Raw genomic sequence first — 18,284 nt, forward strand, 5'->3', positions numbered from 1 at the left:
ACGCGGGCGTTACGCCTGCGGCTGCGGCTCCAGGCCGGGATCCGGATCGGGACGCGGGCGCGGCTTGCCGGCCGGGGGCACGGCGGAAGCGCGCGGCGTGGTCGGCTCGAGCACGGACTCGCGGTTCGGCTTCTTGCCCTTGAGCAGGTCGATGATCTCGTCGCCGGAGAGCGTCTCGAACTCCAGGAGGCCCTTGGCGAGCGCCTCGAGATCGGCATGCTTCTCGGTGAGGATGCGGGTCGCTTCCTTGTAGCCTTCCTCGACCAGACGACGGATCTCGGAGTCGATCTTCTGGACGGTCGCCTCAGAGGCGTTCTGCGTCCGCGAGACCGACATGCCAAGGAACACTTCGTCCTGGTTCTCGCCATAGGAGACCGTGCCGAGTTCTTCCGACAGACCCCAGCGCGTCACCATCATCCGGGCAAGGCGCGTGGCCTGCTCGATGTCGGAGGCGGCGCCTGACGTGACCTTCTCGCGGCCGAAGATCAGCTCTTCGGCGACGCGGCCGCCCATCATGATGGCGAGGCGCGAGGTCATCTGCTCCAGAGACATCGACAGCTTGTCGCGCTCGGGGAGCTGCATGACCATGCCGAGCGCACGGCCGCGCGGAATGATGGTCGCCTTGTGGATCGGATCGGTCGCGGGCACGTTGAGGCCGACGATGGCGTGGCCGCCCTCGTGATAGGCCGTCAGCAGCTTCTCTTCCTCGGTCATGACGAGCGACTTGCGCTCGGCGCCCATCATCACCTTGTCCTTGGCCTCTTCGAACTCGGCCTGGGTCACCATGCGCTTGTTGCGGCGCGCGGCGGTCAGGGCAGCTTCGTTGACGAGGTTCATCAGGTCGGCGCCGGAGAATCCGGGCGTGCCGCGCGCGATGGTCTTGAGGTTGATATCGGGGGCCAGCGGCACCTTGCGGACGTGAACCTTGAGAATCTGCTCGCGGCCGACGACGTCAGGATTGGGCACCACGACCTGGCGGTCGAAGCGGCCCGGACGCAGCAGCGCTGGATCGAGCACATCGGGGCGGTTGGTCGCGGCGATCAGGATCACGCCCTCGTTGGCCTCGAAGCCGTCCATCTCGACCAGCAGCTGGTTCAGCGTCTGCTCGCGCTCGTCATTGCCGCCGCCGAGACCGGCGCCACGGTGACGACCGACCGCGTCGATTTCGTCGATGAAGATGATGCAGGGCGCGTTCTTCTTGGCCTGCTCGAACATGTCGCGCACACGCGAGGCGCCGACGCCGACGAACATTTCGACGAAGTCCGAACCCGAAATGGTGAAGAACGGCACGTTGGCTTCACCCGCGACCGCACGCGCGATCAGGGTCTTGCCGGTGCCGGGAGGGCCGACCAGCAGCACGCCGCGCGGAATGCGGCCACCGAGGCGCTGGAACTTGCCGGGGTCGCGCAGGAATTCGACGATCTCCTGCAGATCCTGCTTGGCTTCATCGACGCCTGCAACGTCCTCGAACGTGACGCGGCCATGGGCCTCGGTCAGCATCTTCGCCCGCGACTTGCCGAAGCCCATCGCCTTGCCGGCGCCGCCCTGCATCTGCCGCGACAGGAAGATCCACACGCCGATCAGCGCGATGAAGGGCAGCCAGGAGACCAGCAGCGAGACGAACCACGGCACGTTGTCGCCGGGCGGCTTCGCGGTGATCTGGACCTTGGCGTCATACAGACGCTTCACCAGGCTCGGATCGCTCGGCGCATAGGTCTGGAAGCTCGTGCCGCTGTTGAAGGTGCCGTGGATATCAGGCCCCTGGATCACGACGTCGCGGACATTGCCCTTATCGACCTCGGTCAGCAGCTGCGAGAAAGAGATATCCGTGGAAGAGGCCCGTTGACCCGGATTCTGGAACAGCGTGAACAACGCCAACAGCAGCAAAACAATGATGACCCAGAGGGCGAAATTGCGCAGATTGGCGTTCATCGATCTTCCTTCATGGTCGCGCGGATCGCGGCCTGATCCTTGGGCTCTACGAGGAAATCCCCAAGGAATCCTCATCGTTAGACTGATACAATCTAGGTGCCGCCCCGGGCGCTGCCAAGGGAACGAGATGGGACTATTTATCCCATCTTAGAGCGATTCCCGCTGAAATAATGGCATTGGAGCCGGGGTTTTACCTGCCTGGTTAAGGTGTCCTGACGGCGACCCGCCGCAACGGCCGGTGTCATGGTCCGCCCTCATCCGCCCCTTAAGTCCCTTCAGGTCTCCTTGGGGATCGCCGGGCCGGCGCAGGCGTGACGTGGATACGCCCCCCGGAAAGGCTGATCAAGGCTCCCGCAAGGGTCCGTTTGAGAAGGGTCTGCTTCGGGATCGCGCGGCCATTTGCCGGTACACGGGATGTCCCGGCCATCTTCTGTTCGCTGATGGCCTGATCGAGCGCGGCCAGCAGGGTCTCGACCTTGCCGAGTTCCGCCGGCCCCTCGTGCCCGAGCGCATCGATCGCCCGCAGCAGCAGCCGCAGCCGGACTTCCTCCGGCAAGTTGACGAAGGCTACTGCTTCAAAGGAGGTTTGGGCCTCGAAGCTGCGAACGCCCGGATGCGGCGCATCGCCGCGATCGCGCAATCGGAGGAATTGCTCGGCGCCGTCGGTCAAGACCTCGAGCGCCGCGTTGGCGCGCGCGAGCCTGCCCGCGAGTCGCACCAGGGTGCGGGCATCGCCGCCCTCGGCTGCGAGCTGCGGCAGCAGCGCGCGCAGGCGGGGCCGCGTGAAGGCCGCGTCGCGATTGGTCGGATCGTCAGCAAAATCGATCCTGGCCCGCTTCAAGGTTGCGATCAGCTGCGATTTCGGGACATCGAGCAACGGGCGCGCCAGAATGAGGCCGTCGCGCGCCGAGAGGCGCGCCATCGCCGAGAGACCGGCGATGCCGCTGCCGCGGAGCAGCCGCATCAGAAGCGTCTCGGCCTGGTCGTCGCGGGTGTGGGCGGTCAGCACATGGCTCGCGCCGGCAGCGCGCGCGGCCTTCGCAAGCAGGCGGTAGCGGGCCTCGCGTGCGGCGGCGGGCAATCCCGTCTCTGGCTTGGCGCCGCGCCAGCGCAGGGTACGGTGCGGCAATCCGAGATCTGCCGCGAGCTGTTTGACCTCGCGCGCCTCGCGCGCCGATTCTTTCCGCAGGCCGTGATCGACGGTGACGACGGTGAGATCGGGGCCGCGGGCAAGGCTGCGGCGCCAACGTGCCGCGAGCCACATCAGCGCGACCGAGTCGGGCCCGCCGGAGACCGCGAGCACCAGCGCGGGCGCAGCCTTGAACGCGACGAAGAGCTGCTTCGCCGCACGCGCGGAGATCGGAGAATTGTCGTCGTCTGACATGACGCGGCCCGGCAATCGCCAGCGAGTGGCGGCGCAATCTAGCGCAGCAGCATCGGCCTTGTCAGCGTTCGCCTTCGCAGATCAGCACTTGACCCGCTTCTGCTCGCGATCGACGGCGGCCTTCACGCCGGCCGAGGCGCGCGGATATTTGCGGCCGACCTCGCCGAAGGCGGCGCAGGCGGCTTCCTTCTCCTTCAGCGCGGCGAGCGACTGACCGAGCCGCAACAGCGCGTCGGGCGCCTTGGCGGATTTGTCGTATTTGGTGGTGACCGCGAGGAACGCCTCGGCGGAATCGCGATATTGCTGGCGCTGGAAATAACTTTCGCCGAGCCAGTATTGCGCATCGCCGAGCAGCGGGTCTCCAGGATATTTCGCGGCGAAATCCTTCATGGTCTGCTCGGCGAGCGCGTAGTCCTTGCGCTGCATGTAGCCGATGCCGAGGTCGAACTCGTCGCGCGGCGTGGCCGAGGGCGGCAGGGTCGCGAGCGCCGGAGCGCCAGCCTGCGCGGGATTGCCCTGCTGGGCCGGCGGATAGCCCGGCTGGGCAGGAGCTGCTCCTTGCGGATATTGTCCGCCATTGTTGGAAAGATCGAGCGGCGCCCCCGCCGGCATCGGCTGCTGGCCGCCGCCGAGTGCGCGCGGCGCACCGGGCGCATTCGGGCTCTGGCTCGGGTCGAACGCATCGCCGCGGCGGCGCGTGCCCGGAGCGCCGGGGCCCGGCTGCTCCTGGACGATCGGCGCCGGCGGCGCGATCTGGGGCTGCTGGTAATTCGGTTGCTGCACGGCCTGTTGCTGCGGCTGCTGGCGATAGCCGGGCGCCGCCTGGGTGGGCGCTACCTGGGCCGGCGGGACGGCTGCGACGTTGGGCTGCTGGGCCGGCCCCTGTCCGGGCGCGCCGCCCTCGAGCTGGCGGATGCGATCTTCGAGCTGGCGGTTGCGATATTGCAGCTCTTCATTCTGCCCGGTGAGCTGGCGCAGCTGGTTCTCCAGCCGCTCGATCCGGATCTCGGGGTCACCGTCGTCCGACTGGGCGAAGGCGGGCGCGCACAAAGAGAGCAGCGCGGCGAGCGCCACAGTGCCGGTGAAGACCTTGGATCTGGATGACATCTTGCCCTGACGACGAAAACGAAATCTGCGACGGAACGCGCGATGCGCCACACATTGAAAGGCACTACGCCAAAAATGTGACTGGCACCACGCCGTTTCCGTCACAGTTGGCTGAAACGAAACCGGCGCCCGAAAGGGCGCCGGCATATTCGATTTCCAAAGATGAACGGCCGCTGACCAAGTGTCAGGAGCTCGCGTTCAGCACGGTGACGGCGCGGCGGTTCTGCGACCAGCAGGAGATATCGTTACACACCGCCACGGGGCGCTCCTTGCCGTAGGAGATCGTGCGCATGCGGTTCGGATCGATGCCGCGCGAGGCGAGGAAGGAGCGCACCGACTGGGCGCGGCGGGCGCCGAGCGCGATGTTGTATTCGCGGGTGCCGCGCTCGTCGGCATGGCCTTCGATGGTGAAGGAGTAGCGCGGATAGGTCTGCAGCCACTGCGCCTGCTTCTCCAGGGTCACGATCGCCTGCGGGGTCAGATCGGTCTGGTCGCTCTCGAAGAACACGCGGTCGCCCACGTTCACCACGAAATCCTGCTGGCTGCCCGGCGTGGCAGCGTTTGCCTGCGCATCGCCAAGAGTATTCTGTTTGGCGCAAGCGCCCATCGACAGCGCGATGGCGACCACCGCGGCCAGCTTCAATCCCTGGAGGATACGCATAGGATTCATCATTCCGGAGCCTCCACGCTCACGTTCGTCCACTGCTGTCCGGTCTACAGGGGGTTGGTTAAGCGAACGTTCCGTCAACCTTGACGGAACCTTGCCTCAGCCGCTCAAATGCCCCCAACCAGCGAAAAGCACCCGCCATGGTTAATGGTTTGTAAATGTGGCACGAGGGTGAAGGCAAGCGGGACCGGCGGGCAAAAACGCCGTATTTTGCTTGAATTTTGGGCCGAAGAGCGCGGGAAGGAACGGCGGAACGCGGAATCAGGACTGCGCGACGCTCGGGACGAGCGCCGGCGGCCGCACGATCTGGCGCTGGCCGCGCTCGAACAGCATCCGTCGCTCTAACGCGCTGGAGCGCATGATCGGGAAGCGGGTCAGGACGCGCTCGCGCAGGCTGCGGAAATCAGACGTCATCAATGCGACGCTGATGTGCAGGTTCGGAGCCCGGCGGGGCTCGGTGATGGGCTCGTGGAGAAAGACCCGACGGTAGAACGCCTGGTGTTCGGCGCGAACCGCCGCCAGCCCAGTGTCGGCGTTGAAATGCTCGCAGGCGAGATAAGCGAGCCGCAGCGTCAGATATGGGAGCGTGGGAAACTCCTTGGCCTTCTCCGGATCGGCAACGAAACGGCATGGATCAACGAAAACCTCGCCTCGATCGAGGCGGGGGTAAAGGACATCGCGGAACAGGTCACCCGTATGGGACATTCGCCAGTCCGACGTCAAAACATGGAGGCGAAGAGAGCTGCAGAGCTCCCCGTCGACATAGACTCCAAAAGTCCATGCATTGGGAGCGTCGTCATAAGGATCCGTGACGCGCTGAGACTCCGACTCGGAAATCAACCCTCCGTACAGGTAGCCTTTGTAGCGCAGCGCGCAAATGGCGTCTCTGTCTTCCGGACTTTCGACCAGCCGGTAGTCGACCCTGTCTAAAATCCCTGCCCCCCGCATCGAAAGCGGGGTGCGCGGCTCGGCCCGGGATTCCATCTGACACTCCAAACACGAAGAACAACTTCCGCGAGTTTGAGAAGATTAACGTTTCCTTAAGAGGATTGCAAAGGGTTGAACTGGTTACGGTTAACCTCCGTAGGACTACGGACTGCAACGTGTTGAAACGATGGGAAATTCAAGGAATCGGATGTCAGGCGAAAGAGCGCGAGGAAATCGCCACGCGCTGTTCATCCATGCGGCGGCCATGCGAGGCATCGAGAAGCTGACGCACCCGCACCGCGGGGACCGGGCGACTAAACAGATAGCCTTGCCCCTCGGACACGGTGCCGTCGGCGCTGACCAGTTCGAGCTGCTCGTTGGTCTCGATGCCTTCGACCACGACCGCCATGCCGAGATCGGCGGCTAGCCGCGCCACGCCGCGCAGCAAGGTCAGCGGCCGATCGGTGTCGATGCCCTCGAGGAAGGAGCGGTCGATCTTGACCTTCTGCATCGGGAAATTGTGCAGATAGCTGAGGCTCGAATAGCCGGTGCCGAAATCGTCCAGTGAAATGCGCACCCCGAGCGCATGCAACTGCGACAGGACGTCGTGGGTGAGCTGGGTGTTACGCAGCAGAGAGGATTCGGTGATTTCGATCTCGAGGCGATGCGCCGGCAGGCCCGACACTTCGAGCGCATAGCGGATCTCGCTCAGCACGTCGCGCTGATGGAATTGCTGCGGCGAGAAGTTGACGGCGACGCTGACGCCCTCCGGCCACTTCATGCATTCCATGCAGGCGCGGCGCAGGATCCAGCGGCCGAGATCGACGATCAGGCCCATGTCCTCGGCGACGGGGATGATGTCGACCGGCGAGACCGTGCCGCGCACCGGATGATTCCAGCGCAGCAGCGCCTCGCAGGTGGTGATCTTGCCGGACTTGAGGTTGACCAGCGGCTGGTAGAACAGCTCGAACTCCTCGTTGGCGAGCGCCTTGCGCAGATCGAGCTCGAGGATGCGGCGAGCCTCGACGGTGGCCGCCATCTCCTCGCGGAAGAAGCAGAAGGTGCCGCGGCCGTCGGCCTTGGCGCGGTAGAGCGCCATGTCGGCGTTCTTGAGCAACGTGTCGGCGCTGGTGCCCTCCGGCGCAGTCAGCGCGATCCCGACGCTGGCACCGATCTCGACCAGGTGATTGTCAATGCGGTAGCGCTCGCTCAGGCGCTCGACGATGCGACGGGCGAGGCTCGCGGCATCCTCCGGGGAATCAAGGTTCTGCTGGAACACGACGAATTCGTCGCCGCCGAAACGGGCGACGAAATCCTCCGGTCGCAGCATCTCGCGCAGCCGATTGGCGACCGCGCAAAGCAGCTGGTCGCCGCAGGGATGGCCGAGCGTGTCGTTGACCTGCTTGAACTGGTCGAGGTCGACGAACAGCAGCGCGGAGAGCCGATCGGAATGATGCGAATAGGCGAGCAGCCGCTCGATCTCATCGCGGAACGAGACGCGGTTCGGCAGCGCGGTCAGTTCGTCATAACGGGCGAGATGATTGATCTTCGCCTCGGCGTTCTTACGCTCGGTGATGTCCTCCAACAGAACGACGGCGCCGCCGTCGGTCATTGGCTGAATGGTCCAGGACAAAGTCCGGCCGTGCCCGGAATGAGGATCGACGGTCACGATCTCCTTGATCTGCGCGTCGCGGATGTCGTGCAGGATCAGCCCGCCACTCTCCGCCGAGATTGCTCCACCGGCGACGCAAGCCGATACGATATCGGCCGCATTGACGCCGCGCTTGACCAGGTCTTCGGGCAATTCCATCAGTTCGCCAAAGCGATGGTTCATGACCGCCAGCCGCCCGTCGGCGCGGAACATGCACAGCCCGTGCGGCATGTTGTTGAGTGCGGTATCGAACTGACCGGCGAGCGCTGCTTCGCGCTCGCGCGCTACGACCGCCTGCATGAAAATTCTGTGCAGATTGGCCGAGAGCTTCATCAGGGTCACGAGAAACACTGCGCTCACGACCGACATGGCTATGTAATAAGGTGTGCCGCGCAACGCCAGCGCGACGACAGTCGGACCGAAGATCGCCGTCACCTGAAGCTGAAAGGCCCATTGCCGTCCATAGGCCCTGCCCGCGCCTCCCGCAGCGAGCCCAGTGGTGACCGACATGGCGATCATGTGAGCCACCGCATCGTCCGTCCACAAGAGCGTGGCGGAGCACCAGATGCCGATCGCAGCGGCCTGGAACGTCGTCCCGAGCTGTGACCACATCTGCCAATTCGCAGCTTCGTCGATCGTCAGCGCATATTTGCGTTGCTGATAGCGGCGTAGCCCAAGGGCCCGGAGGACTCCGGTAAAGACAAGCAGGGCCACACAGCCCCAGATCACATTGCTTCCCGTCTTCAGCGCGGTCAGCGACGCCGAGATGACCGCGAAGGCGAGACCGGCGACCAGCGGACCGGGTGCTTCAAACAAAGAATCGAGCAGCGCCGCCGAAATCGTAGATGACGTCGGCCACCGATCGGGCTGTCCGCTTTGACTTGCAAGTTGCATTTTTCGGGCTGCACGCGTCCTGTCTGCGCGTACTTTTACCCACAGCAGATGAAGCCTTTCTGAGGGAACATCGTTAAAGTCGAGTTGTTTTTCGGCAATGGCGAAATTGTTTCTGCTGAGAAATCAATGAGCTAGGCAAGCCTTGCCGGGCACAAGGTGAAGGAAAGCTTGCCGCGCGCGCAGAAAGCGGAAAAATCGGCGCATTTTTTCGAAAAGATCGCGCGTTGCAAACGCGCGGTCGATCTATTGGCCCGCGGTCGCGGAGAGCAGCGGCGACCACGCCGGATCGGACGCGAAGCCGGGCGTCGGCACTTTCAATTCATTGCGGCCGGAAATATCGACCGAGAACAGCGACGGTCCGCCATTGCCGCCGGGATCGCGGAAGAACATCAGCACGCGGCCGTTCGGCGAGAAGGTGGGACCTTCATTGTGATAACCTGACGTAAGCAGACGCTCGCCGGAGCCGTCGGGCTTCATGACGCCGATCGAGAACTGCCCGCCGCCCTGCCGGGTGAAGGCGATGTAGTCGCCGCGCGGCGACCAGACCGGCGTCGAATAGGTGGCGTTGTTGTCGTCCTTGGAGAAGGAGATGCGCTGTGCCTGTCCGCCGCTCGCCGCCATCACATAGATCTGCGACCTGCCGCCGCGATCGGACTCGAAGCAGATGCGCGTGCCATCGGGTGAATATGACGGAGACGTGTCGATCGCCGGGGTGTCGGTGAGGCGCGTGGTCGAGCGCGAGCGCAGATCCATCACGAACAAATTGGAATTGCCGCCCTGCTGCAGGCTCATGATGACGCGCTGGCCGTCCGGCGAGAATCTTGGAGCAAAGGTCATGCCGGGGAAGTTGCCGACGATCTCGCGCTGGCCGGTCTCGATGTTGAACAGATAGACCTTCGGATCGCCCTGCCCGAACTCCATATAGGTGATCTCTTGCGAGTTCGGCGAGAAGCGCGGCGTCAGCACGAGATCGGCGCCGCGAGTGAGATAGCGGACGTTGGCACCATCCTGGTCCATCATGGCGAGCCGCTTGACGCGGCGCTCCTTCGGCCCGGTCTCGTCGACGAACACGACGCGACTGTCGAAATAGCCCTTTTCGCCGGTCATCTGCTCGTAGATCTGGTCGGAGATGATGTGGGCGATCCGGCGCCAATATTCCGGCGAGGTGAAATATTGCTGGCCAGCGAGCTGCTGGCCGGTGACCACGTCCCAGAGACGGAATTCGGCCTTGAGGCGGCCGTCCTGCTGCCGCGTCATGCGGCCGGTGACGAGGGCCTGCGCGTTGAGGGTCTTCCAGTTCTGGAATTGCGGCGCGACGTCGATGTTGCTGATGCGCTCGATGAAAGCGGCCTGATCGATCGGGGCAAACAGGCCCGAGCGCTTCAGATTGTTGGTGATGACCTGCGTGACCCCGTTGCTGACATCGCCGTCGGCGGGCGAGCCCGGCACGAAATTGGTGATCGCGATCGGGATCGGCCGGAACTCCGTGGGATCGATGCGGAGGCGGCCTTGCTGCAGCTGCTGAGCAAACGCCTGCCCGCTCCCGAGCATCGCGAGCGTCGAGCCGGTCAGGGTCATGAAACGGCGGCGGTTGATCGATCGGACGTCATTCATCGCAAAATTCTTTTGTTCGGATGTCACAACATGTCTTTCAGGCCGAAAGTCATCGGGATGAGCTTCCAGCTGTCGTATTGCTGCTTTGGCATGAATGAATAGACCTGACACTGCACGATCGCACGCTTGGCGCTCTCCGCCACCGCCTGGGCAATTGACCGCGACGGTCCGCGCACCGCGACGATGACGGGCTCTGAGGCAAGCGATCCGTCGATCTTCATGGGAATGTCGATGTCGGCTTCGTACAGATTTGCGTCCTGGCCGTTATAGGTGGGCGTGAAGCAGCGCTTGACCGCGCCCTGGAATGCACCTTGCCAGGTCGCGACGTTGGCGGCGGCCGTCCCTGATGTCGATCCCAGCGAGGCGGACGCGTTCAGCGCCGATCCCGCAAGCTCGTGCCGGGTCGCAGCACGCTTGTCGAGATCGCGGGCAATCTGCGCGGGATCAAAGGTGCGCTCCTTGGGCTTCGGCTGCGGCTGCACCGCCGCGACCTTCTGCTCCACGGGCTTGGGCGGTGGCTTCTTGGTGTCGAGCTTCTTCTGGAGCTCCGCGATCGGATCCTCCTTGGCCGGGTCAGGCTTCTTTTCCTGCGGCTTCGGCTCTTCCTTCGGCTTGGCCTCGGCGACCGGCTTGGGCGGCTCGGGCTTCTTCTCGACCGGTTTCTCGATAGGCTTCGGCGGCGGCGTGTCGGGGGTCGAGTTGGTCTTGATCAGCTCTTTCTTCTCGGTGACCTTGCCGACCGCATCTTCTTCCGGCTTGGCCTCGGCGATCTTCTCCACCTTGGGCTTCGGCTCTTCCTTCTTGCCGGTCTTCTGCCCCGACATCATCTGCGCGAGCTGGTCGCTGGAAATGATGTCGACCGGCAACGACTCCTCCGGCACGATGTAGGCTCTGCTGCTGAAGGTCATCAAACCCCATCCCAGCACGAGGACGTGGAGGGCAATCGACGCAACGAGTGTCTTGTCGACGTTCACCTTCACCGCCTTAAGACCCCTGATCCGCTTCCGTGACGAGCGCCAGCTTCTTGAAGCCCGCGCCTGACAAGAGGCCCATCACCTTGGCCACCGTGCCGTAATCCGCCTTCTTGTCGGCGCGCAGATAGATGCGTTCCTCGAGCCCGCCGCGCGCGTCCGTGATCGCCTTCAGCTTCGGGATCAGATCGTTGATCGCGATCTCGGCGTCGGCAATGAACACCCTGCCCTTGATGTCGACCGACATCTGGATCGGCTTCTGGTCGCTCTGATCGAGACTCTTGGCCTGGGTCGACGGCAGATCGAGCGGCACGCCCACCGTGAGCAGCGGCGCCGACACCATGAAGATGATGAGCAGCACCAGCATCACGTCGACCATCGGCGTGACGTTGATCTCGGCCATGACCGGCTTGCGCCGGCTGCGACGGCCGCCGCCTCCGGACGAACCAGCTACGTTCATGCCCATGGCTTGGTGCCCAAATTGCCCTTCACACTATACATGCCGTCCGTCAGCCCCGCTCGTCGATCTGGCGCGACAGAATGGCTGAAAATTCATCAGCGAAGCCCTCGAGCCGCTGGGCCTGCCGGTTCACCTCGGACGTGAACTTATTGTAGAAAATAGTGGCAGGAATTGCGGCAATCAGGCCGACTGCGGTCGCAAATAGCGCTTCCGCGATACCGGGCGCCACCACCGCCAGAGAGGTATTTTTCGACGCCGCGATCGACTGGAAGCTCGACATGATGCCCCAGACCGTGCCGAACAGGCCGACGAAGGGGCCGGCCGAGCCGACGGTCGCGAGCACCAGGAGGCGGCGTTCCAGCCGCTCGACCTCGCGGGCGATCGAAACGTTCATGACCTTGTCGATCCGCATCTGCAGGCCTGCGACCGAGCGGGCGTGGCTCTCGAAGGAACGCTTCCACTCGCGCATTGCGGCAACGAAACAGGCCGCCATGGAATGGGTCGGCTTGGCCGAGAGCGTGCGGTAGAGTTCCTCGATCGACTCGCCGGACCAGAATGCCTGCTCGAACCGGTCCATCGAGCGGCGGGTACGGGCATAGAGGAAGATCTTGTCGATCGCGATGGCCCAGACCCAGACCGAGCAGGACAGCAGGCCCAGCATGACGCATTTCACGATCCAGTGAGCCTGCCAGAACAGCGCGATCAGCGACACGTCGGCAGAGGCTGCAACCGGAAGGGCGGACTGAGCCACGTCGGCCGGATTCATCAGAAATATCCTCTCAAGACGATCGTTTTGGCGATCGTTTCCTATGCCCCGGCCCGCGAAATGGCTGCTGCCGGTTCCCCAACAGCCGCGCCGGCACCGGCGCGGCCGGCAAGCCCGCTCAAAGCCTTGTCTTTCTGGGGTGCAGGGGTGGTCCAAAGCCGCCGCCTGCATTCCCTGCCAAGATGTCAAAACTATGGGCCTCGACGACGGCTCCGGGCGCGATTGTCCATAAATACCAGAGCCCGGCGATGGTTAATGCCGGGTTACCACGGGCGAATTTGGCGGCGGGAAAGGGTGATGGTGCAGGGGGATGGGTGCAATTGGGTGGTGAAGTCAGGCACGCTCAGAGCCGGGCCCCGAGGCCGCGCTCCGGTCCGACGCCGATGACGATTGCCGTCTTCATTGCAGGCTCCGAAGATTGAGAGGATCACGCCGCCGACGTCGGCTCATGGCAGTTGGTCAAGCGCGAGGGATTGCCGACCGCTGTGCAGCCAGCCGGCACGTCCGATGTCACAACCGCATCGGCACCGATTCTGGCGAAATCGCCGACATTGATATCGCCGAGAATGGTCGCGCCGCCGCCGACATAGACGCCGCGCCCGATGCGCGGCGCGCGCGTCGGCAACTCACCGCGGCGGCCGATGCTGACGCTTTGCAGAATGGTGACCTGATCGCCGATCACGACATTGGCGCCGATCACGATGCCAGTGGCGTGGTCGAGGTAGACGGCCGATCCGATCGCAGCAGTTGGATGGATGCTGACCTGCAGCACGTTCGAGGCCTCGTTCTGAAACAGCAGCGCGGCATCGCGATGATCCTGACGCCAGAGCCAGTGCGAGACGCGAAAGGCCTGCAGCGCGACATAGCCTTTGAAATGCAGCGGCGGCAGCAGGCCGGCAATGGCGGGGTCGCGGTGCGTGATGGCCTGCAGATCATGGCCAGCCGTCTCGATCAGATCCGGCTGGCTGCGATAGGCATCACTGGAAAACGCGGCGAAGCGTTCGCGCTCGGTCGCGCTCGCGCCAAGCCGGCGTCCGATAAGATCGGCAAGTGCCGCGGCGAAACTGTCATGATGAAGAACGGCGTCGGCAACCGCCTTGCCAAAGGCTGGATCGGCAGCGGCGGCACGCTGCGCCTCGTCGCGAATGGTTTGCCAGAGGCTCTCGCCCGCCAAGATCGCAGCCCGTGCCATCGTCGCCTCCGGTATTCTATGCCTCCCCATATAGGTCGAGAGCAAAGCGGGCGCTACGGCGCGACCGGCCGAAGCATCATGCCGCGGCCCCCGTGAGGCTACGAGCTTGCATGCCAGACGTCCGCGACCATATAGTCGGTCGACCGTTCGGCCGACGCTGCGTTGGCCGCAGATGTACACGCAGAGCATCTCGAGCCCCCGCGGTGGTCGGCCAACCGCGGGTTTTTCGCATCCGGCGTCCTGCGCAGCCCATGCGGATACCAGATCCCCCTCACCCAAGGTCACGCCAAGACATGACGTCCAACGCTCCCGCTGACGACCAGCACGACGACGTCATGTACCCCTCGGCGATACCGTTCGTGCTTGTCCATCTCGGCTGCTTTGCGGCCATTTGGTCGGGCGTCACCTGGCAGGCCGTCGCGATCTGCGCCTCGCTCTATGTCCTGCGCATGTTTTCGATCGGCGCGGGCTATCATCGCTATTTCTCGCACAAGGCCTTCACCACCGGCCGCGTCTTTCAGTTCATCCTGGCCTTTCTCGCGCAGAGCAGCGCGCAGAAGAGCGTGTTGTGGTGGGCAGCCAAGCATCGGCATCATCATCTGCATTCGGATACTGAACGCGACGTTCATTCCCCGCGACACCGCGGCTTCCTGTACAGCCATGTCGGCTGGATTTTTTACCGGCAGCACGACGGGACCGATTTGGTCAAGGTCGGCGATCTCACCGTCCACCCGGAGCTGATGTGGCTGCATCGGCTGGAGCTGCTGCCGGCCGTTGTCCTTGCGGTGCTCTGCTTCGCGAGCGCGGGATGGTCGGGTCTGGTCGTCGGCTTCCTGTGGAGCACGGTGCTGCTCTATCACGCGACCTTCTGCATCAATTCGCTCGCCCACGTGCGCGGACGCAAGCGCTACGTGACGGGCGACGATTCCCGCAACAACTGGCTGCTGGCGCTGTTCACCCTGGGCGAGGGCTGGCACAACAACCACCACGCCTACCAGAGCAGCGTGCGACAAGGCTTTCGCTGGTGGGAAGTCGACGTGACCTATTACATCCTCGAGATCCTGTCCTGGTTCGGGATCGTCTGGAACATGAAGGCGCCGCCCGCGATGGTGCTGCGCAACGAGCAACCGCTCGGCGCACGGGTCATCAATCGCGCCGCCCGGGAGCTTGCCGGGCGGTTCGACGCCCATGCGCTGGCGCGCGCGATCTCGTCGGCACTGCACCGGGCCGACCCGGCCCAGCTGCAACTGCCGACGCTGCACGACATCCTCACTCGCGCGCACGAAGGCGTCGACGCGCTGAGCCACCTGCATCTGCCGAGAATTCCGACCCGCGACGAGTTTCTCACCGAGGCCAGGGCGATGTTCGCGCGAACGCGATCACTCAATGACATCGTCGACCACGCCTACGAGCACTTCCTGACGTCGGTTCGCGCGCAACTCGTGATAATACGCTGAAGCTCGCGGTCTGACCGGGCCCGTTTGCGCAAGTCGAGCGCGTAGAGCCAGCCGCCGGCCGCGACGAGGCCGGGAACGACGAAGAGCGCGAAATCGCGGAGCAGGATCATGGGGAAAGGCCCGCTGTCGCAAACGTGATGGCTCGCCGGAGCGCCAACGCAGCTAGCTGATAGAGCGCGAGACTGAGAAAGACCTTCCAGGCGTTGCCGACCACGAGCTCCGGATAGAATTTGATCTCCGTCGGCCATCCGTTCAGGAACGCGATCGTGAGCGGCACGGAGGCGCCATATCTGTCGAACAGCGCCGAGGCGCGTTCGAGCAGCGCAATGCGCTGGCTGATCTGGTTGCGTTCGGCGTTGATCATGGTCGGACCCGCTCGCGCGCGCAGGCGCTGTCGGGGATTGGTCGTGCCGAGCACGGATCGGGTTCTATGGCGCCGGCCGGTCCTGAGGATGGCTGTAGACGACACCGCAAAACTGATGGCCGCAGATGCGGACATGGCAGTTTGGATCACCGGCGCAGCCGCGATAGACGAAGCTGATATAGCCAAGCACCGCAAAGGCGGTCACGCCGAGCAGCAGGCGGGTGGTGAGGTCCATCGGCGTCGTCCAACAAAGATCAGCGCGCATGAAATAGGGCGCGCACGTCTTAGTGTCAGTATGTGCGGAATTGGTTCTCGGGCCAGTTCCGCCGTCATGGCCGGGCTTGTCCCGGCATGACGAGCTTTGGCGGGGCGAGGTGGAAAAACCAAACCGCCCGCCTGCGGGTTGCGCAAGCGGGCGGCTCGGGGCCATCAGGACTTTGGGGCATGCGCCTGAAGGCTTTGAGATGTGTCTCGATCAGCCTTTCAAGATCAGCCTTTCAAGATCAGCCTTTTAAGATCAGCCCTGCGGCTGGTCGGTCGGCGGCGGGGTCGGACGGGTCTTGTGCTGGGCCATGAACTGGTCGAACTCTTCCTTGTCCTTGGCGTGGCGCAGGCGGTCGAGGAAGTTCTTGAACTCGACCTGCTCTTCCTCGAGACGGCGCAGCGTTTCAGTGCGGTATTCGTCGAAGGCGCGGTTGCCGGAGGACGGCGGGCCGAAGCCAAAGCCGCCGAAGCCGCGGCGCTCCATGCGGTCGCGCATGCGATCCATCTTGTACTGCATCCGCTCCATCTTGTTCTGCCAGCGATCCGAGTTGCTCCAGCACGACATTCTTCTGCTCCCGAGTGTGAAAAAGAGAAGTGCAAGTCCGATCGGCCACCAGATGATGAAGCCGAGAATGGTCACGGCAATCCATCCCGGATGCCAGGGCGTATCGAGCATGTGCGGGCGCTCGTACTGTTGCTGGTCCGAGGGGCCGCGCCAGCGATTGACGTCAGCGGTGTAGGCCATTTCCCATCTCCATCACGGCATCAGCGCCGTTGTGAATGTAAATAACATTTACATAGCTAGACCATCCCGCGATTTTGTCAAGCTGGCGGCCTGACAGGGTCCTGGAATTATTTGCGCAACTTTATTTCGGCCTGCCCCAGGGGCCACCCGGCGGGACGCCCGAACCGGAGGGAGCCTCCGGCGGGACCGGCGGCGGCTCGGCGCCGTTCGCCTGCGGCCGGCGGTCGGTCGGGAAGCCGAGGCCACGCAGGTAGATCAGCACCTCGGCCTCCAGCAGTTCGTCCGGCGACATCGGCAGTTTGCGTCGCGCGGCATCACCGCGGGAGAACAACGAGGCGACGCCATGCGCCATCGACCAGATGTGCAGCGCCATCATCATCGCGGGCGGACGCGGCGCGCCCGGCGGTGCGAGCGCCGCAAGGCGCTCGGCGGCGGCGCGGATGACGTTAAAAGCGCGTTCGCTTGCAGCCTGAAGCGCTGCATTGGCATCGACCGGCAGGCCGGATTCGAACATCGCGTTGTAGAAAGCAGGCTCGTCGCGGGCGAAGGCGAGATAGGCCCGGCCGACGCGCTCGAAAGCGGTGACGGTGTCGGGCCGCCCGTCATCCCAGGCTGCGGTCAGCCGCGCTTCGAACTGCTCGAAGCCGCGCTGGGCGATCGAGGACAACAGCTCGTCACGGTCGCGAAAATGCCGGTAGGGCGCCGCAGCGCTGACGCCGGCCATGCGCGCAGCATCGGCAAAGGTGAAGCCGGCCGCTCCCTTCTCGGCGATCAGCCCGAGGGCGGCCTGCAGAAGGGCTTCCTTCAGATTGCCGTGATGATAGCCGCGCTCGGCGCGGCGCTGCTCCTTGCGCCAGCTCATGTGAACGATCTTTACATGAGCCGCGCAAGAACGTCACTAGCGGCGATCGGGCGTGATTAACCCGTCACTCACGGTCGCGGCTACATCTGCGGGATGGCAAGCACCGGCATGACCTCAACGGCCTCGCCGGGAAAGATCGCAAAATGCGGGTGGTTCTCGAACAGCTTTGCAGCCGCCTCTTGCGAGGCCGCCCGCACCACCGTGAAGCCGGTCAGAGCATTGCTGACCTCGGCGATGCCATTGGCGTCGATCTTGCGGGTCTTGCCGAGCGGGCCGCCCATCTCGACGATGACGTCCTTGTGCTTCTCGACCCAGCGATGCCAGGCGGCCATGCCCTCGCGCTCTCTGGCCTTCCGTTCGGCCTCGGGCATCGCGTGCCAGGCCTTCATTTTCTCGCCGCTCATGCTGCCGAGATAGACGGCCAGGAATTTGTGTTCGGCGCTCATCGGTTCTCTCCTTGTTGATGGATTGATGACGGCCGCGATTCCAACGCGACCGCTGTCGCTACGTCTTGAGACTGTCGAAACCGGCCGCGGCCGCCTGGACCTCCGGCGGAAAATCGGACATCTCCTGCACCTGACGGATCTCGATGATTTCGTTGGCGGAGGCCGGGCACTTCCTGGCCCAGGCGATCGCCTCCTCGCGCGAGCCGACCTCGATCATCCAGTAACCGCCCAGCACCTCCTTGGCTTCCGTGAAGGGGCCATCGGTCACGACAGGCACGCCGGTGGAGAAGGAGACGCGGGCGCCCATCGACGGCGGATGCAGGCCGTCCAGCGTGATCAGCACGCCGGCATCTTTCAGCGCCTCGTTGTAGCGCATCATCGCGGCGACGCGTTCGGGATCGAGTTGCACGTCCGGCGGCGCGGTCTCGTAGCCGAGCGGGATCATCAGCATCATGAAGCGCATGCGGTTCCTCGGTGCAGTGTGGTCAGCGGGCCTGAAGGCCCGCACTCCCCGGTATGACGAACGGCGCTCTACAAGACCGACATGGCTGTGAAAATTATTCCGGAGGTTATTGCGGCTT

Annotated in this window: 18 protein-coding genes; 1 reads left to right on the forward strand and 17 read right to left on the reverse strand. The window is 64.1% G+C overall.

From position 1 onward, the window contains the following. Positions 1 to 9: 9 nt before the first annotated feature. The 11 genes from ftsH to JQ621_RS27390 form a co-directional block, all read right to left on the reverse strand. Positions 10 to 1,932, reverse strand: coding sequence for an ATP-dependent zinc metalloprotease FtsH (gene ftsH / locus JQ621_RS27340; RefSeq protein ID WP_212239050.1), 1,923 nt, complete (start codon positions 1,930 to 1,932; stop codon positions 10 to 12). Between the two features lie 265 nt (positions 1,933 to 2,197). Beyond that, positions 2,198 to 3,316: a tRNA lysidine(34) synthetase TilS gene (gene tilS, locus JQ621_RS27345; RefSeq protein WP_212239053.1), complete on the reverse strand. Its 1,119-nt coding sequence runs from the start codon at positions 3,314 to 3,316 to the stop codon at positions 2,198 to 2,200. A gap of 81 nt (positions 3,317 to 3,397) precedes the next feature. Further along, positions 3,398 to 4,423 (reverse strand): tol-pal system protein YbgF, encoded by a 1,026-nt coding sequence (gene ybgF, locus JQ621_RS27350; RefSeq protein ID WP_212239068.1) that lies wholly within the window; start codon positions 4,421 to 4,423, stop codon positions 3,398 to 3,400. A gap of 184 nt (positions 4,424 to 4,607) precedes the next feature. Then, the gene (gene pal / locus JQ621_RS27355) at positions 4,608 to 5,096 is read right to left on the reverse strand and encodes a peptidoglycan-associated lipoprotein Pal (protein WP_212239071.1); all 489 of its coding nucleotides are present in this window, start codon (positions 5,094 to 5,096) and stop codon (positions 4,608 to 4,610) included. Between the two features lie 255 nt (positions 5,097 to 5,351). Continuing rightward, positions 5,352 to 6,074: an N-acyl amino acid synthase FeeM domain-containing protein gene (locus JQ621_RS27360; protein WP_212239073.1), complete on the reverse strand. Its 723-nt coding sequence runs from the start codon at positions 6,072 to 6,074 to the stop codon at positions 5,352 to 5,354. A gap of 154 nt (positions 6,075 to 6,228) precedes the next feature. Next, positions 6,229 to 8,562, reverse strand: coding sequence for a putative bifunctional diguanylate cyclase/phosphodiesterase (locus JQ621_RS27365; protein WP_212239075.1), 2,334 nt, complete (start codon positions 8,560 to 8,562; stop codon positions 6,229 to 6,231). Between the two features lie 243 nt (positions 8,563 to 8,805). After that, positions 8,806 to 10,176, reverse strand: a complete 1,371-nt coding sequence (tolB, locus tag JQ621_RS27370; RefSeq protein WP_212239077.1) for a Tol-Pal system beta propeller repeat protein TolB — start codon at positions 10,174 to 10,176, stop codon at positions 8,806 to 8,808. Between the two features lie 23 nt (positions 10,177 to 10,199). Beyond that, positions 10,200 to 11,156: a protein TolA gene (locus JQ621_RS27375; protein ID WP_212239079.1), complete on the reverse strand. Its 957-nt coding sequence runs from the start codon at positions 11,154 to 11,156 to the stop codon at positions 10,200 to 10,202. Positions 11,157 to 11,160: 4 nt separating this feature from the next. Beyond that, positions 11,161 to 11,613 carry a protein TolR gene (gene tolR, locus JQ621_RS27380; protein ID WP_212239081.1) on the reverse strand — a complete coding sequence of 151 codons (453 nt, stop codon included), beginning with the start codon at positions 11,611 to 11,613 and terminating at the stop codon, positions 11,161 to 11,163. 43 nt (positions 11,614 to 11,656) lie between these two features. Beyond that, positions 11,657 to 12,373, reverse strand: a complete 717-nt coding sequence (gene tolQ / locus JQ621_RS27385; protein ID WP_027532430.1) for a protein TolQ — start codon at positions 12,371 to 12,373, stop codon at positions 11,657 to 11,659. Between the two features lie 427 nt (positions 12,374 to 12,800). Beyond that, a complete protein-coding gene (locus tag JQ621_RS27390) occupies positions 12,801 to 13,565 on the reverse strand; it encodes a serine acetyltransferase domain-containing protein (protein ID WP_212239247.1) in 765 nt (254 codons plus the stop codon). A gap of 293 nt (positions 13,566 to 13,858) precedes the next feature. Here JQ621_RS27390 and JQ621_RS27395 point away from each other — a divergent pair, with 293 nt between their 5' ends. Beyond that, the gene (locus JQ621_RS27395; protein ID WP_212239087.1) at positions 13,859 to 15,022 is read left to right on the forward strand and encodes an acyl-CoA desaturase; all 1,164 of its coding nucleotides are present in this window, start codon (positions 13,859 to 13,861) and stop codon (positions 15,020 to 15,022) included. Positions 15,023 to 15,128: 106 nt separating this feature from the next. Here JQ621_RS27395 and JQ621_RS27400 read toward each other — a convergent pair whose 3' ends face one another. From JQ621_RS27400 to JQ621_RS27425, 6 genes are all read right to left on the reverse strand, one after another. Next, entirely contained in the window at positions 15,129 to 15,386 is a 258-nt protein-coding gene (locus JQ621_RS27400; protein ID WP_212239090.1) for a hypothetical protein, read from the reverse strand. A 64-nt stretch (positions 15,387 to 15,450) separates the two neighbouring features. Then, positions 15,451 to 15,621, reverse strand: coding sequence for a hypothetical protein (locus tag JQ621_RS27405; protein WP_212239093.1), 171 nt, complete (start codon positions 15,619 to 15,621; stop codon positions 15,451 to 15,453). 282 nt (positions 15,622 to 15,903) lie between these two features. Beyond that, entirely contained in the window at positions 15,904 to 16,395 is a 492-nt protein-coding gene (locus tag JQ621_RS27410; RefSeq protein ID WP_212239096.1) for a DUF2852 domain-containing protein, read from the reverse strand. A gap of 121 nt (positions 16,396 to 16,516) precedes the next feature. After that, on the reverse strand, positions 16,517 to 17,257 hold the full coding sequence (locus tag JQ621_RS27415; RefSeq protein WP_212239099.1) for a TetR/AcrR family transcriptional regulator: 741 nt from the start codon (positions 17,255 to 17,257) through the stop codon (positions 16,517 to 16,519). Between the two features lie 80 nt (positions 17,258 to 17,337). Continuing rightward, the gene (locus JQ621_RS27420) at positions 17,338 to 17,703 is read right to left on the reverse strand and encodes a YciI family protein (RefSeq protein ID WP_212239102.1); all 366 of its coding nucleotides are present in this window, start codon (positions 17,701 to 17,703) and stop codon (positions 17,338 to 17,340) included. 58 nt (positions 17,704 to 17,761) lie between these two features. After that, positions 17,762 to 18,166, reverse strand: a complete 405-nt coding sequence (locus JQ621_RS27425; protein ID WP_212239104.1) for a YciI family protein — start codon at positions 18,164 to 18,166, stop codon at positions 17,762 to 17,764. Between the last annotated feature and the right edge of the window lie 118 nt (positions 18,167 to 18,284).

The sequence above is a fragment of the Bradyrhizobium manausense genome (assembly GCF_018129685.1).
GTDB lineage: Bacteria > Pseudomonadota > Alphaproteobacteria > Rhizobiales > Xanthobacteraceae > Bradyrhizobium > Bradyrhizobium manausense_D.